The organism is Microcoleus sp. B3-D7, from assembly GCF_036705305.1.
Taxonomy (GTDB): Bacteria; Cyanobacteriota; Cyanobacteriia; order Cyanobacteriales; family Microcoleaceae; genus Microcoleus.
The window spans coordinates 74842-90839 of sequence record NZ_JAUBUE010000031.1 but is presented as its reverse complement, the minus strand read 5'-3'; the positions used below and the strand labels follow the sequence as shown (position 1 = coordinate 90839).

At 45.3% G+C, this 15998-nt stretch carries 15 protein-coding genes; 9 read left to right on the top strand and 6 right to left on the bottom strand.

Going from position 1 to position 15998, the window contains the following annotated elements:
• Positions 1-263 precede the first annotated feature (263 nt).
• Positions 264-1301, bottom strand: coding sequence for an NADP(H)-dependent aldo-keto reductase (locus QUB25_RS20130; RefSeq protein ID WP_333185407.1), 1038 nt, complete (start codon positions 1299-1301; stop codon positions 264-266).
• A 207-nt stretch (positions 1302-1508) separates the two neighbouring features.
• On the opposite strand from QUB25_RS20130, the gene QUB25_RS20125 reads away from it, so the two are divergent.
• The 5 genes from QUB25_RS20125 (at position 1509) to QUB25_RS20105 (ending at position 8568) form a co-directional block, all read left to right on the top strand.
• Positions 1509-2648, top strand: coding sequence for a DegT/DnrJ/EryC1/StrS family aminotransferase (locus tag QUB25_RS20125; protein WP_333185405.1), 1140 nt, complete (start codon positions 1509-1511; stop codon positions 2646-2648).
• A 150-nt stretch (positions 2649-2798) separates the two neighbouring features.
• On the top strand, positions 2799-3674 hold the full coding sequence (gene crtB / locus QUB25_RS20120) for a cyanoexosortase B (RefSeq protein WP_333037931.1): 876 nt from the start codon (positions 2799-2801) through the stop codon (positions 3672-3674).
• A complete protein-coding gene (locus QUB25_RS20115; RefSeq protein ID WP_333185403.1) occupies positions 3674-4393 on the top strand; it encodes a cyanoexosortase B system-associated protein in 720 nt (239 codons plus the stop codon). Before crtB ends, QUB25_RS20115 begins: the two co-directional genes overlap by 1 nt.
• A gap of 129 nt (positions 4394-4522) precedes the next feature.
• A complete protein-coding gene (locus QUB25_RS20110) occupies positions 4523-6100 on the top strand; it encodes a polysaccharide biosynthesis/export family protein (protein WP_333185401.1) in 1578 nt (525 codons plus the stop codon).
• A gap of 191 nt (positions 6101-6291) precedes the next feature.
• Complete coding sequence (locus tag QUB25_RS20105; RefSeq protein WP_333185399.1) at positions 6292-8568, top strand: lipopolysaccharide biosynthesis; 2277 nt, start codon at positions 6292-6294, stop codon at positions 8566-8568.
• A gap of 235 nt (positions 8569-8803) precedes the next feature.
• On the opposite strand, the gene QUB25_RS20100 is transcribed toward QUB25_RS20105, so the two are convergent.
• Positions 8804-9082 (bottom strand): hypothetical protein, encoded by a 279-nt coding sequence (locus QUB25_RS20100; RefSeq protein ID WP_333185397.1) that lies wholly within the window; start codon positions 9080-9082, stop codon positions 8804-8806.
• 445 nt (positions 9083-9527) lie between these two features.
• On the opposite strand from QUB25_RS20100, the gene lpdA reads away from it, so the two are divergent.
• Positions 9528-10964, top strand: a complete 1437-nt coding sequence (gene lpdA / locus QUB25_RS20095) for a dihydrolipoyl dehydrogenase (protein WP_333185395.1) — start codon at positions 9528-9530, stop codon at positions 10962-10964.
• Between the two features lie 91 nt (positions 10965-11055).
• On the opposite strand, the gene QUB25_RS20090 is transcribed toward lpdA, so the two are convergent.
• From QUB25_RS20090 to QUB25_RS20080, 3 genes are all read right to left on the bottom strand, one after another.
• Positions 11056-11586, bottom strand: a complete 531-nt coding sequence (locus tag QUB25_RS20090) for a nucleotidyltransferase domain-containing protein (RefSeq protein WP_333185393.1) — start codon at positions 11584-11586, stop codon at positions 11056-11058.
• Positions 11587-11787: 201 nt separating this feature from the next.
• Complete coding sequence (locus QUB25_RS20085; RefSeq protein ID WP_333185391.1) at positions 11788-12321, bottom strand: hypothetical protein; 534 nt, start codon at positions 12319-12321, stop codon at positions 11788-11790.
• Positions 12322-12354: 33 nt separating this feature from the next.
• Positions 12355-12858: a hypothetical protein gene (locus QUB25_RS20080; protein WP_333185389.1), complete on the bottom strand. Its 504-nt coding sequence runs from the start codon at positions 12856-12858 to the stop codon at positions 12355-12357.
• A gap of 215 nt (positions 12859-13073) precedes the next feature.
• On the opposite strand from QUB25_RS20080, the gene QUB25_RS20075 reads away from it, so the two are divergent.
• From QUB25_RS20075 to QUB25_RS20065, 3 genes are all read left to right on the top strand, one after another.
• Positions 13074-14534: an NB-ARC domain-containing protein gene (locus tag QUB25_RS20075; RefSeq protein ID WP_333185387.1), complete on the top strand. Its 1461-nt coding sequence runs from the start codon at positions 13074-13076 to the stop codon at positions 14532-14534.
• A 241-nt stretch (positions 14535-14775) separates the two neighbouring features.
• Positions 14776-14910, top strand: a complete 135-nt coding sequence (locus QUB25_RS20070) for a type II toxin-antitoxin system HigB family toxin (RefSeq protein WP_333185414.1) — start codon at positions 14776-14778, stop codon at positions 14908-14910.
• A complete protein-coding gene (locus tag QUB25_RS20065; RefSeq protein ID WP_333185385.1) occupies positions 14873-15298 on the top strand; it encodes a transcriptional regulator in 426 nt (141 codons plus the stop codon). The genes QUB25_RS20070 and QUB25_RS20065 overlap by 38 nt, the downstream gene beginning before the upstream one ends.
• Before the next feature lie 118 nt (positions 15299-15416).
• On the opposite strand, the gene QUB25_RS20060 is transcribed toward QUB25_RS20065, so the two are convergent.
• Complete coding sequence (locus QUB25_RS20060) at positions 15417-15809, bottom strand: XisI protein (RefSeq protein ID WP_333185383.1); 393 nt, start codon at positions 15807-15809, stop codon at positions 15417-15419.
• Positions 15810-15998: the final 189 nt, after the last annotated feature.

Here is a 15998-nt window from a genome sequence, read left to right as displayed (position 1 = left end):
CCAAATATGCTTTTTTCGGCATCGCTTTTTATTTTTATGTGATTATAAGTAGTCTATCATAACCGGATTTGGTATAATACGTGAGTGCGATCGAATTCAAAAAGCTTTTCCCAGCCAGTGGTAAGTTGGGCGAAGTGAAACGTAGGGTTCGTTCCCTCAACCCAACCTACTAATATCAAATTCGGGTTAAATTTCCCCTCTATCTCTTAGTTCGCGCAGGCGGACTTTGTGTGTCTAGAAGCGGTTTCAACCGCCGATATATCTTACGGTGTCGGATTCGGATACTTAGCGTGCACCGCATCGATTTCCGCTATAATCTCCCGCTCCAAATTTACCTCCAAACTACCGATATTTTCCTCCAACTGTTCCAGACTTGTTGCACCGATAATAGTGCTAGTTACAAACCAGCGCGATCGCACATACGCCAAAGCCATCTGCGCCGGACTTATCCCATGTTTCCCCGCAATCTCAACATACGCTTTCACCGCATCGTTCAGATTAGTTTTATCGTAACGCTGACCAAATCCCGCAAATAAAGCCAACCTTGAATTTTCGGGAATTCCATTCAAGTATTTACCCGTTAACAGCCCAAACCCCAAAGGACTGTAAGCCATCAATCCCACATTCTTAAAACGGCAAGTTTCTGCTAAATTTAGGTGAAATGTCCGATTGCTCAAACTGAAAGCATTCTGAATCGAAACAACTTTCGGCAAACCGTGTTTTTCAGCCAAAGTGCAGAACTCGCAAACTCCCCAAGGCGTCTCGTTACTCAAACCCAAGTAGCGGATTTTCCCAGCTTTAATTAAATCAGCAAATACCTCTAACTGTTCCAAAATCGGGACTGTTTCGTGCTCTTGGGCGATGTCGTAATCCGGCGCGCCAAATAGCGGCACGTAGCGATCGGGCCAATGGATTTGATAGAGGTCAATGTAGTCAGTTTGCAAGCGCTTCAGGCTGTCATTCAGGGCTTTTTCGACATTTGGGCGATCGATCTGATTTTTCCCTTCCCGAATCCACTTTAATCGAGTGCTTCTGCCCGCCACTTTAGTCGCTATAATGACTTTATCCCGCTGCTGTTTCGCCAACCATTCCCCGATATATTCTTCTGTTTTTCCCTGAGTTTCCGCCTTTCCAGGGACGGGATACATTTCTGCCGTATCGATAAAGTTGATGCCTCTATCGATCGCAAAATCGAGCTGTTGGGCCGCTTCCTCAACGGTGTTCTGCTGGCCGTAAGTCATCGTACCCAAACAGATTTCCGATACTGATAAGTCGCTGTCGCCGAGGTTTTTGTATTCCATAATTTTGATGCTTGTCGTACCATTATCTGCTTCTATATTACCGAAAAACTTTCATTTATTTCCTGAGTCAAAAAAAGTACATGAGGCTCAGCTCTTCCGTAAAAAATCTCCATTTCCCCTCTGCTACGGTGCGCCCTCTGCGGTTAAAATATTTTAAAAGCTATTTGCCCTTAAATGTTAATATAAATAATTAGGTTCCGATAGTTTATGAGTAAGCGCCCGCCAAAAGTTCCGTTTGTAAATCTCTCCCTGCAACACCAGCCAATCCACTCCAAAATAGCAGAAGCTATTGGAAAAATCATACAGGAAGGAGACTTTATTTTAGGTCAATCACTGACAGAATTTGAAACAGCATTTGCAGCAGCTTCAGGAGTAAAATACGGCGTAGGAGTGGCTTGTGGAACTGATGCGATCGCTCTGGGACTCCAAGCTTGCGGCATTAATCCGGGCGACGAAATTATCATACCCGCTAACACTTTTATTGCCACCGCGATCGCCGTCCTCCAAGCCAAAGCTATACCTATTCTTGTAGATTGCGACCCGGAAACCGCCCTGATTGACCTCACAGCAGCCGAAACAGCAGTTACCTCGAAAACTAAAGCAATTATACCCGTACACCTCTACGGTCAAATGGTATCGCCCCGGCAGCTTTTAGATTTTGCGAATCGCCACGATTTAATCATATTTGAAGATGCCGCCCAAGCGCATCTAGCTTCCAGAGAAGGATACCGCGCGGGTTCCATTGGTAAAGCAGCAGCGTTCAGTTTTTATCCCAGCAAAAACCTCGGTTCTTTTGGGGACGGCGGGATGTTAATTACTAACGATGCACAACTCGCAGAAAAAATGCGAACTCTCCGCAATTACGGAGCACCCACTAAATATTTGCACACAGAAATCGGTACCAACAGCCGCCTCGACAATTTGCAAGCTGCCGTGCTCAATATTAAATTACCTTACTTAGAAAAATGGAATCGCGATCGCACCGACGCCGCCCAACACTACAATACTCTACTAGCACCATTGAAACACAAAGGCATTGTACCGATCGCCAACCACAGCAGCAGCGGTCACATTTATCACCTCTATGTTATCCAAATTACTGAGGAAAGCTCGATCGACCGCAACACCCTTCAGGAAAAACTCGCCCAACACGGCATTCAAACAGGCATACACTATCCCCTACCTTGCCACCTGCAACCCGCCTACCAAAACTTAGGCAATCGGGGCGACTTCCCCCGCGCAGAAACCCTGTGCCAACAAATTTTATCATTGCCAATGTATCCCGGATTGAGCAATACTCAGATCGAGCAAGTTGTTCGGGCGATCGTACTATCATTGAATTGCTAATTGTTCATAAAATTTATGCGGCAGGTGTTTCAAGCAGTAAGGTGCGGTTCTCAAAGCGTTTTTGGTGGGGAATTAACAAATCTTTAACTCATAATTTAAAACCCGAAAGCGTTGCGAATCCAGCGCGGCAATCTTAAAACTTCTCAAACCATGCACATCCAGCGCAGAATTCGCATTGTTTTCAAGCGATACCTCCTGGGGGAAGGTATCACGGTGCTCCTAGTGCTGCTGTACGCCCCCCTGCTAGTACACTGGTACGACGGCTGGTTGAACAAAAGCATCAGCCTCGAACACGAATATTTCAGCCACGGACTAATTGGTTTGCCCTACGCAGCTTATATTGCTTGGATGAACCGAAAGTCCTGGCGCAGCTTGCCCAACTCACCGCATCCTTTGGGAGGCTTTTTGCTGGTACTAGCCACGCTTTTTTATCTGAGTCGCTTGAGCGATTTAGTAAATTTATCCCTCCCCGTAATGCTGGCCAGCATTTGCTTATCTTTAAAAGGAATTCCCGGCTTGAAATTGCAGGCGATGCCGCTTTTATTCGTATTTCTGGCCTCGCCGAACCACATTCCTTACCTCATAGAACCCTACGCCTTGCCCTTACAGCAATTCATTGCTGAAGCATCAGGCTGGATATTAATTAAGATTGGTATCAAGGTGAGAGTGGAAGAAATTTATCTGTACGTAAACGAGCGCATTGTAGAAGTTGCCCCGCACTGTGCAGGCTTGAAAATGCTGTTTACCAGTCTTTATGTCAGCTTAATTCTGCTGGATTGGACGGGAGTTTGGAACTCTCGCAAAAAAAGCCTTTTGTTTTTAGTGATTACATCCATTATTAGCATCACTTCCAACATTTTTCGTAATACTTTGCTAACTTACTTTCACGGAACTGACAGAGAGGCGCTTTTTACTTGGCTACACGCCGGATGGGGCGGAGATTTGTATTCTGCTTGTATACTAGGATTATTGGTACTTGTCCTCAACGGGATGGAAAAGTATTTCCCAAGTCAGTCTGGCAATTAATGAAACAGATGATTTCAGCACAGAAACTACTGCGGCGGTATCAATTATCTAAAATTATGGTACTGGTGTTTTTGCTGGTATTAGTTGGGGCAGTAGCAATTCCCGGCTACGCGACGGGAAGGTGGCCTTGGACAAACCCGCCAACCCTTGCCAACCTCAAGCAATTAAGAAGTTTGCGCCAAAACGGGATAAAAATTCCTGGATGGCAGGTTATAGGCGTTCAGAATAACGTCCAAATTGGCGCTCACAGATGGTTAGTTGAAGAAATTAAAAAGGATAAAACAATTGCCATTTTATTGCTGTTGCCTCAAAATTACCCCAAAAACCAGCCCCAAGTAGAATGGCTAGATATCGATGGATTTCACCGATGGCAAACCGATTCTCATCGCACTTTGAGGTTTACAGTTAAATTAGCACCAATACCCGGCCAGCCACCGCCTAATGTCGAGGCGAGGTTTTTCCGAAGCTGGACTCCCCAACAAACTTTTGCTGTCGTGCAGTGGTACGCTTGGCCTAACGGGGGTTCTCCAACAACCAGCCGCTGGTTTTGGGAAGACAGCATTGCTAGACTGTCGAACCGCCGCGCCTCTTGGGTTGCTGTCAGTATCATCCTTCCCATTCAACCGCAGGGCGAGATTAAGATAGCTCAACCATTGCTGGAATCTCTTGCCGAAAGTATCCAGGCTAAATTAATTACAGAAACTTTTCGGTTTCAGTAAGCAGGTAGGTGCAAATAAATCGGCCTAGGGAGTGGGCGGGTTTTGCCACAATCAACTGCTTCCTAGTAAAGATCCGAGTTCAACCCGCCCTGAAAAGATATTATTGTTTTTTCGCGCTACTCTATTTAGATGAAACTTACAACTCAGGTCATTATTCAAAATAATACTTTTTTAAATCCTCTGAAAAGGCGGGGAAAATCCACAATTAAAAATCGCCTCGCTTTTTCCTTGGCAGGCCTGTATTCAACTGCTTGGACTCTATCTTTTGCTGCTGTATTCTGGGGTTTTAATAGCAAAATTTTTTCGGGAACGGCTTTAGCTCAACCTGTTGTTCCAAGAGACGAGCGACTCGTGGCGCCGCCGCCATTGCGTGTACCGCCACCGCCGCCTGCCAATTTCAACCGGGATATTAACCCAGCTTTTCGGAATCGGCCCTACCGCCTGGGCCCGGGAGACCAGATTTCTGTTCAAGTTCAGCGCTTCCCAGAGCTAGGTTTTACGGGTGCAATCAGCCCTGAAGGGGTAATTGTACTGCCGCTAATCGGAACAGTAAATGTGCGCGGTCTTACCGTCGAAGAATCACAGCAGCGCCTCCGGGAGCGCTTTGGCCAATTTATCAAAAATCCTCAAGTCTCGGCTGCTTTGCTGGTTCAGCGCCCGGTAGTGGTGACGGTGACGGGGGAAGTGGCCAGACCGGGTTTTTATCCGCTGCAAACCCCCCAGCTTCCTGCTGCTCTGGCGGCTGCTGCTGGGACTAATCCTACGGCGGAACTGCGGGCGGTGCGGGTGCGGCGGACTCTGCCGGGAGGTGCTGTCGCGGAGCAAATTGTTGATATTTTGACACCGTTGCAAACAGGTATTGCTCCGCCGGATTTGCGTTTGGAAGATGGAGATGCGATCGTCGTACCGTATAAACAGGTTACGCCCGATCGTAAATCCGATCAAGATTTAGCATCCAGGTACAGCCTAGCTGCTGCTGCTGTCCCCGTCCAAATCACTGTCACCGGAGAAGTCGGCAAACCGGGTTTTTACACGCTTCCGGCGGGTTCTGGTCGAATTTCGGCTGCTTTGGTGATTGCGGGGGGAGTCACGGGAAAAGCCGATTTGCGGGCGGTACGAGTGCGGCGGACGCTGACGGACGGCTCATCGGTGGAGGAACCAATCGACCTCTACACTCCCCTAGCAAACGCTAACGATTTGTTCGATTTTCCTTTGGCATCGGGAGATGTGATTGTGATCCCGGAATTGGACGCTAGTACCAAAAACCTAGACTACGACAAAGCTCTTGTTTCGCGGTCTACTCTGATTAAGCCCAGGATCTACGTTCGAGTTTTGAGTTACGCTAGTGGTGGTTTGACCTCGTTCTACGTAGAAAATGGCAGCAGGTTTTTGGATGCTCTCAACAACTTGCCTGTTAATCTTGCTAACTTGCGGAAAATAGCCCTGATTCGGTTCGACGAAAAGCAAGGTAGAGCAATCAACCGTTCGATAGATGCCAAAGCTGCTTTGGAGGGCAATGTTTCTCAGAACCCGATGCTCGAAGATAATGATGTGATTGTTATTGGTAGGAATCTGGTAGAGCGCATTGGTTATGTACTCAATACTTTTACTCGACCATTCCGGGATACTTTGGGATTTATTCTGTTCTTTGAGCAGTTGAGAAATGGGGTGACAGATTTGTTCGGCCCGTCACGTAATGATAGGTAGTCATACTATTTTCAATTTTCATTTGTCGATGGGGAATGACTTATGCGATATGCGTTTACAATTTACCTACAGTTGCAGCTTGTTTGGAAATGGGTATCATTTGTCAGCAATCATTAGTTATCGTTAACAATTAGCAATCTCAAATCTAAAAGTTAAAATCTAAAATCTAAAATCTAAAATCTAAAATCGTCATGACTTTATCCGTTGTTAAACGTTATTTAATTGCTTTCGACCAATACAAGTGGGTGGGACTGGCTACTCTCGCAGTGACTGTTGGCGTGTCGGGAGTAGTGGCTGTGCAGCCAAAGCCTGCGCCAGTTTACGTTGCAATAGGTACGCTGGCCTACGACAGACCGAGCGTGATTTTTTCATCGACTACTACTAAAATTCAACAGGAAGGACAAGAAATAACTAAAGATATGCTGCTGGATACAAGAGTGGTTGAACCAGCAGCCGAAAAACTCATCAAACCCGAAGAAAAATTAAACAAAGAAGAAGCGAAAGAAAAAATACAAGCTTTGGCTAAAAAGCTGGGAAAAGATGTGCAGATAAAGATGCCAAGTAAGAATAATGACCCCAGCGCTTTGATTCAAGTATTGTACAAAAATGGCGATCGCAAAAAAGCAGAAGCGGTAGTAAAGACGCTGATGTACGAAATGGTGGAACACAGCAAAAGTATTAATACTTCTAGACTGCGAGCAACGATCACCCAAATTAACCAGCGTTTGCCGAAAGTAACTCAGGAACTTAGAGAGACGGAAGCAAAACTTGAAGCCTACGAAAAACGAGAAGGGACTTCGATTTTAGCAGCTCAGAGCGGTGCTTTGCCGCAAGCGATTACCAGCAGCCAACAGCAGCAGCGACAACTCCGCGTGCAGTTGGGAGGCATGGAAGCTCAAATTAACAGTTTGCAGGAGCGCTTGGGATTGAATGTGGAGCAAGCTTACGTCGCTCAAGCACTCTCTGCCGATCCAATTATTGCCCAACTGCGAGTGCAATTGTTTTCGATCGAATCTCAGCTCAAAATTCTCCGCAGCGACTTGCAGGAGGAACACCCGAAAATTGTAGAATTGCTCAAACAAAAACAAGCTTTTGAGCAGCAGTTGCAGCAGCGGCAATCTGAGGTACTCGGCGGTAACGGGGTGGCGGCTCCCCTCAGAAGTGCCGCTCGAATTCGGGTAGACTCTTCTTTAGATCCGGCCAGACAGCAGTTAGCTCAAACTTTGATTGCTTTGCAAACGCAGCGGGATGCGGCGCAACAGCAACTCCAAGGAATCGAGAAAACTGAACAGCTATTGCGTCGGGAACACGCGACAATCCCCAACAAGCAGTTAGAACAAGCCCGTTTGGCCCAGCAAGTGGCGTTCAAAAAAGCTCTCTACGACAAGATGCAGTCGGCTTTGGTAGATGCTGAGGCGGCAGTAGCTGAGACAACGGGGAGTTTGAGAATCGCCCAATTGCCGCAAACTGATGACGTTGAGTCAAACAAGAGAGGTTTGCCCGTGATGCTGGCGGTGGGAGGATTTGTGGGATTGCTGCTGGGCGGGGGGTTGATATTTTTGTTGGGGATGCTCAACGGCAAGTTTTACAGTTGGGAAGAAGTGCGGGCGGCTTTGGTGGAAAAAGAGGTGCCGATACTGGGAGTTTTGCCTGAAGTGACGGTGTTTGATTCCTACGGCGATGAAATGCCTCTGGCCCTGGAGGCAAATTCTCCCTATTTGGAATTTTACGAGCGGTTGCGTACTAATTTGCGCCGGATTGGGGACAAACCGGTGAAGGTGGTGTTGTTGACTTCGGCGGCGCCTTTGGAGGGGAAAAGTTTTAGTGCTTACAATTTGGCAATTGCATCGGCTCGATCGGGTAAACGGACTTTGCTAATTGAAGCAGATTTGCGATCGCCTTCTAACGTTGAATCTTTGAAAATTGCTGCTGATCCTCTGGCGACAGTGGAACCTTTGCACTATTACGGCAATATTAGCGAGTGCGTCCTTTTGGTTCCAGAGGTAGAGAATCTATACGTTGTGCCGAGTCCCGGCTTTTTGCGGCAAGCCTCGGCCGTACTAGAATCAAGCGAAATGCGGAGATTGTTTGAGGATGTTCGCAACCGCTTTGATTTTGTCGTGGTGGATTCTCCAGCATTGAGCGAGTGCAACGACGCGCTGACGCTGGAACCGTACACGGACGGTATGATTTTGGTGGCGCGGCCTGGTTACACTTTGTCTAGTATGTTGTCTGAGGCTGCGGATCAGTTGCTGGAATCTGAGGATGACGAGTCGCATAAATCCGGGCCGCGGCTGTTGGGAGCGATTATTAACGGTGCTGATATTCCGGTCAAGTTCCGCAATGATCTTGATGAATTGGAGTTCCCTGTGACTGCGATCGGCGATCGCGCGATCGAAGTGCGATCGAGGCAATTACCGCAGCCGTCAAAGCCTAAAAACAAGGCTATTAAGAGTAAATTGAGATAATTTATTTGGCTTGATTCTTGTAAAGCAATCCTCAACCAAATGTGAATATTTTGTAGGTGCAACCTAAGCAGCTTAAGCCGAAAGCACAGTCAACAGCCTGTCGATTTGAGATTTGAGATTTGAGATTTAAAAATTGACTCCACAGATGAATCTGGGAGCTGGAACTTCGGTCTAAAATTTTTCGCTTGTCAACCGTCAACCGTCAACCGTCATTACTTGAAAATGTGTCATCGCACTATTGATTGGATTCCGGGCGTTTCTGGTGTTTGCTCTGGATAAACTGTTCCAAATCGGCGATCGCATCTTCAAAATCCGACAAATTAATTTTCGCAGGTCTAGTCTTCTTCGGCGGACTCGAAGACTGACTCGAAGGCTTAGCCGGAGGCAGTGGAGATTTAGGTTGTCCCGCTTGAGTGCTGTTCGATTCTATAGAATCGAACAATTCATCCAGGGACTCAAAAAAGGATTGAGCCGAGGCCCGGCGTAAATCTTTCTGGTCGTCGTCATCCGTCATAAGCCACTCCATAGGGTCTAAAATTTGCCAACAAACTCTGTCCGCCCCGGCGCGTGCAGAGATTAGACATGAAAACCGACTAAAACAAGCAGGAGGACAGAATTTAACCGGGCGATGGGAATGCCTGTGGCTGAACTTGCTGCCCCATATAAAACCTGCAGCGGGCATTGTCAGCCTTCAAACTATATTTAACTCTACACCCGCCTACTGAGTGATTTGAGACTTGGTGCAGACCCAGCTCAAAATCCTTGACCCTGAAAAAATCTCAGTTACGGCTCTTTCGTTGTCTAATTAACCCTAGTCTAGTCGAGAATAAGGAGACAGGACTTATGCAACTATTACCGCTGTTCAAGGGTTGCGATGGCAACGCGCCACCTCGAAAGGACGGAGAGACGGTGTTTTTTGCTTGAGTCCTAAGATTTCAAAGGCATTAGGAGATTTTAAGGTGACTCAGGGATTTGATTACGATTTAGCAATTATCGGCGCTGGCGTGGGCGGACACGGCGCGGCCATACACGCGGTTAGCTGCGGGCTGAAAGTGGCAATTATCGAAGCAGGAGACATGGGGGGGACTTGCGTCAACCGCGGCTGCATTCCCTCGAAGGCGCTGTTGGCGGCTTCGGGGCGAGTGCGAGATTTGCGGAATGCCCACCACCTGAAGACTTTGGGAATTCAGTTGGGGAATGTGGATTTCGATCGCGGGGCGATCGCCAATCACGCTAACACTATTGTTAGCAAACTTCGCGGCGACTTGACCAACAGCCTCAAACGTTTGAACGTCGATGTCATCCAAGGTTGGGGCAAAATTGCCAGTGCTCAAAAAATTACCGTCGAAACCGATAAAGGCGAGAAAACTATTACCGCCAAGGATATTATTCTCGCTCCCGGTTCGGTTCCCTTCGTCCCTCCCGGGATAGAAATTGACGGCAAAACTGTATTTACCAGCGACGATGCTGTCAGGTTGGAATCGCTACCGAAATGGATTGCAATTATTGGTAGCGGTTATATCGGTTTGGAGTTTTCCGATATTTACACCGCACTGGGCTGTGAAATCACGATGATTGAGGCTCTAGATCAGTTGATGCCGACTTTCGATCCAGATATTGCTAAGTTAGCAGAACGGGTGTTAATTGCACCCCGCGATATTGAAACAAAAGTGGGTGTTTTGGCTAAGAAGATTACTCCTGGTTCGCCGGTGATTATTGAATTAGCTGATTTCAAGACTAAGGAAATTGTCGAAGTTTTGGAAGTTGATGCTTGTTTGGTAGCAACTGGGCGAGTTCCTGTTAGTAAGAATTTGGGGTTAGAAACTGTTGGCGTGGAAACGATGCGCGGTTATATCCCAGTTAACGATAAGATGCAGGTTTTGGCGGCGGGAGAACCGGTGCAAAATTTGTGGGCGATCGGCGATGTTAACGGCAAGATGATGTTAGCGCATTCTGCGTCTGCTCAGGGAATTGCTGCAGTGGAAAATATTTGCGGCCGTGCCCGCGAAGTTGACTATTTGAGTATCCCGGCGGCGGCGTTTACTCACCCTGAAATTAGCTATGTGGGGATGACGGAACCTGCAGCCAAAGAGTTAGGAAAAACAGAAGGGTTTGAGGTAGCTTCTGTCAAGACTTATTTTAAGGGAAATTCTAAGGCTATTGCTGAAGGGGAAACCGACGGTACGGCTAAGGTGATTTACCGGAAAGATACTGGGGAATTGTTGGGAGTTCACATTTTCGGTTTGCACGCTTCGGATTTGATTCAGGAAGCGGCAAATGCGATCGCCCAGCGCGATTCTGTTAACAATTTAGCATTCCGAGTTCACACTCACCCGACGCTTTCGGAAGTGTTGGATGAGGCGTTTAAACGGGCGGCTGGAGCGGGAAGTCATTAATTTGTAGGGGCTGTTTTCTTGTTTTATATCCCCGACTTGTTGAATCAGTCGGGGATTTCGGTATACTGTTTTAGGGCGTTAGTAGAGCAAGTTAAAGGTGAGGAAAGTGCTCGCAATTGCATCTTTTAGCATTCTCCAGAACAGGCAAGATGCCTGTTCCACAAAGAGTAAGTTTTTTTGTGGGGTGGGCATCCTGCCCGCCCGTAAAAGGCTTATTGAGAAATGAAATTCCCTCTTTGCGAATGTTCCGCAATAAAGGCCCGTTATAGTGCGTAAATCGCTGTTCGTCCATAAACAGACAGCTAATGACTTCATCATTTTGGAGCGACAAATCGGCTCGAATGTGGCTGGTTCTTTTAATTTCTTCGCCTGGGTTTACTTGCCCTTTGAGGACGACTAAAATATCAATGTCAGAGTCGGGGCGTTTGTCACCTCTGGCTTGGGAACCGTAGAGCACTATTTGGGTGAGGCGATCGCCGTAGAGTTGCTCGAAGTGCGATCGTAATTGCGTTAGTATGTTTTTAAGCTTATCATTAACGATCATATTTATAGTAAATGATTGGAGGGCGATCGGGATTGTTTCGTTATACCAAATATCCCACTCCGATTTTCTCCTACTCACAATAGCTTGTCTCATCAATGGTTGTCAAAGCGGTAAATTTCCCTATGGTCTGGGAGAAACAGAATTAGTGATACTCAAAAAAAAAGCGATCGCACTTCAATAATAGAAGGGCGATCGCTCTTTCAGCAGCTAAGTCAATTCTCAGAAATACCCGAGCAACATAGCCTGTGTCTAGCATTTTCAGGTCAGGGATTTAACAGACTATTGGAGTTGAGCTGCTTCAATTATAGCCTTAACCATATTAATAGCTTCCTTGATAGGTATTTGACCACTTTCGACAGCCCTCATTAAATCCTGAGCCTCTTTAGGGCTAATTAAATTAAGCCTAACTGGTTCTTTCAAGGAAACAATAAATTTTGTCTTGTCACTTTCTCCAAGCTTAGATGCCCTTTCTTTTGTTTCAACCTCTCTTAGCTGTTCTTTTAGCTGTTGGAGCATTTCTGCTTTTTTCCCTTCGTTGAAAGTGCCATCAAAAAAGATCCTCTTTGCTCCAACGAGAGCTGCTGCACCTAATGCTGCACCACCAACAACCAATCCTACTGGGGGTGCAACGGCTACTAGCCCAAACAATATGGATGTACCGCCGAAAGCCGCAACAGCAGCACCAGCAGCACCAGCACCTACTACACCAATCCCAATATCAGCTAAAATTCCTAGCTTATCATGAGGATTTTTTTCCAATTGCTCGATCGCTTTAAGGATTTGCTCCTTAGTTAGGGTTTTATTTCCTGACATATTAAGCCTCGTGATTGTTCCAAATTTTCTTATTTAAGCAGTGATAACGTGGCTAAAAACTACATTAAAAACATCAATCAGTAGTTTAAAAAACAATTGGGCGATTTGAATAAAGTCTTGTGTTACTCCAACTATGCCATCTACTTGACGGTAGCCTTGATCTAGTCTATGTCCAGCGATCGCACCAACAGTTATACCTAGCACTGCTGCCAATGGCGCTAACACTGGGCCTATAATTGGTACTGAACTTGCCAATAGCCCCACAGCAGCTCCTAGAGCAATGCCCGTAGCTAAATTAGGATGTGCCTTGACAAACTCGATAATTTTGATTAGAACAATTTTCCCTACAGCCAAAACTTTGTTACCAGCTTTTTTCGTGTAGCTAGCTAACTCGTGCAATCTGATAGTGACTTCGTGGGGCAAGCCGCTATCATTTAACCAGACATACAAATCGCTACTACTCATTGAATCGGCATCTACTTGCCAGAGAGCCATTTTTAAGTTTGCTTGGGGGAGGGATAATGCTTGTGCAGTCATGTTTTTCCTATGGGGAAGCTATAATAGTGCCTCTTAAATATGATTGTGACTATAAAATCTCAGTCTCGTCCAGTCGGAAAAAGTCGGATAAAGTAGGTACTTTTATATCATTTGCCATTTACCCACGCCAGAAAAAGCTGGACAAACTCGATCGGGTCGGAAAAAGTCGGATCGAGTAGGATATAATAGGCAAAACCCCAGCATTAACCCAACCTATGGACGTTCAAGAAGTCTTAAAACTTGCCGACGACCTAGTTTTTATCAATACGGGAAAACACTTAGACAATCTGCAAGAGAGGATACTGCGGGGAACTTTACAAGGTCAGAAATACTCAAAAATAGCAGATGAATCTCACTGTAGTGAAGGTCACATTAAAGATATTGCCTCTGCATTATGGAAGCTACTATCAGAAGTATTAGGCGAAGAAGTCAATAAAGGAAATTTTAGAGTCAGATTGGAGCAAGTAAAATTCTCAAATTTCTGGAACTTCAATAAAGATATTGTACAAATTGGTGAAGTCAACTTCTGTGAAAATAATTCACAGTCCCCAAAAGTCCCCAATTCACCAACCGATGAAGAATTTCTAAACAAAGGCAACGCCAAACCCAAAGTGCGCGAATATTTAGGTGAAATGCCTAAATCTGGAGTTTTATTCGATCGCACATCCGAACTCGCCACCCTCAAACAGTGGATTCTCCACGAAAACACCCGCCTACTCGCCATACTAGGCATAGTCGGCATTGGCAAAACCGCACTCGCCGCACAACTTGTCCAACAAATCAAAGATGAATTTGATTTCATCATTTGGCGAAGTCTCGCCACATCTCCACATCTGCCAATACTTCAAACAAATATAATTCAATTCTTCTGTAGGGGCGGTGCCCCCGTGCCCGCCCCAAATGCCGATGGCGTGGTTGTCCCAGAGAATGGGGCAACCACAGGGGGATTGCCCCTACTGGACTACTTGCAAAAATACCGCTGTCTGCTGATACTCGATGACGTACAAATGATAAACAGCAGCGGACAACTCGCTGGTAATTACCAACTTGGATACGAAGATTACGGCACACTATTGAGACAAGTAGGAGAATTATCTCACAATAGTTGTTTAGTGTTGCTCAGTTCGGAAAAGCCTAGAGAAATCGCCGCATTAGAAGGTAGCAACCAGCCAGTTCGCTCATTACAACTGAATGGTTTAGGTGCGGGCGCGGGGGAAATCCTGAGAGAAAAAGGTTTAGCGGAACATGAAAAATGGTCAGAACTAATTGAACAATACAGAGGCAATCCCTTGTGGTTAAAAATAGTTGCTACCATGATTCAAGATTTGTTTAACGGCAGCCTATCGGAATTTTTGTCGGATGATACAATATTTTTAGGTGATTTAGAATCTTTACTGCATCAGCCATTTAATCGCTTATCCGAGTCAGAAAAACAGGTAATGTCATTGCTAGCGAGTGAAACCGCGCCAGTTTCCCTCTCAAAAGTGCCAGAGAATCTGCAATTATCTCGATCGCAATTTTTGAAAGTGATGCAATCCTTGGGGCGCCGTTCATTAGTTGAAAAAATCCCGGAGGGCGATCGCACATTTTTCACTCTTGCACCGATACTAAAAGAGTATGTCAAAACTAACTATTTCCGCCCAAACATAGAAAAAGAAGCCCGATCGCCCTTTTAGTAAAATTGGGGTTTTAGCCGTTCGCACTTAAATTTGATAGAATTAGGTATCTGCCAAACATCTGAACGATCGCTCAATGCACGTTATCAGTCGCAAAAAATTAAGAGACTACTGCCAAAATCATGCTGATTCCTGCGAAGCCCTCGATGATTGGTACAAGATTGCTAGTCAAGCCAACTAAACTAAAATTATTGAAGTTCAAACTATTTATCCTCAAGCTTAAGCCGTTGGAAATTTTACAATTTTCAACATCAAAGGAAATAAATATCGCTTAATCGTAAGTCTTAACTATCAAAAGCAGATTGTTTATATCAAGTACATTTTGACTCAGGCAGAATATGAAAAAGACAACTGGAAAAATGACCCTTACTTTTGACTCCGACAGATATAGCAGCCTGCTATCCCAATATCAACCTCGAATCATCAAAAATGAAGATGAAAACGAGACTTTTTTAGAAATAGTTGAAAACTTGCTTTCTCAGAAAAACCTAACTCCGGAAGAAGATACTTTGTTAGAACTTTTAGTCAAACTAATTGAGGATTATGAAGAAACTCACTATCAACTGAATGCTTCAACTCCCCACTCAAGACTTCTTCATTTGATGGATGCTAGAAGTTTAGAACCTGCAGATTTAGTAGAAATTATTGGCACATTTGAGACGGTAACTGAAATCGTTAACGGTCAGCTAGAAATTAGCAAAAAACAAGCTGAGGCTTTGGGAAAATTTTTTCATGTAAATCCGGGTTTGTTTCTGTTTGATTAATCGTAGTAGAAACTTCTATCATAATAATAGATTGACACTTGTGACGATCGCCCTTTATCCCCCTATCATGCTTCAAATCCGCCGCCGTCCCCCCAGCCCATCCGTCTCCGTACTCTACTTAGGCCGATCGCACAGCAGCAGATTCAGCAATACTTCCTTCATCTTTGCCACTCAAACCAGTTCCAAATTCAGTATATTGCCGCACATGAGGATGGCGAAAACCGAGTACAATATCTTCTTTAGGAATACCTGCTGCAAGTAAATCAGTCGCCACTCCTTCTTCGGTATCATCATATTGAATCCAAATTTTATCGCCGATTAAATTGATGTGGATTGGTGTGGCGTGAAGGTATTTGTCCTCATTCCAACCAATATCCAAGGCTAAGTAGCTTCCTCGTTCATCATCAAAGAGAACTTGGGAATTATATCCGTCAGGTATAGTATTGCGGAAATTAGCGTGTTCCTGAAGTATGGTTTTGATAATTTGTTGGTAGGTCAAGCGGGTATCCATTGAACTATTGCCTCAGTTTTTTACTCAAAAAAATCAGTTTGATAATGTTTTTTTTTAATAAAACTTGACCTGATTCAATGGTCAATACGCTATTAAAAATAGGTTGACAAATTGCCAGATAGAGACTTCTATTATAGAATAAGTTGAGATTGAAATTTTGCAGCATTCTCAAGAACAGGCAAGATGCCT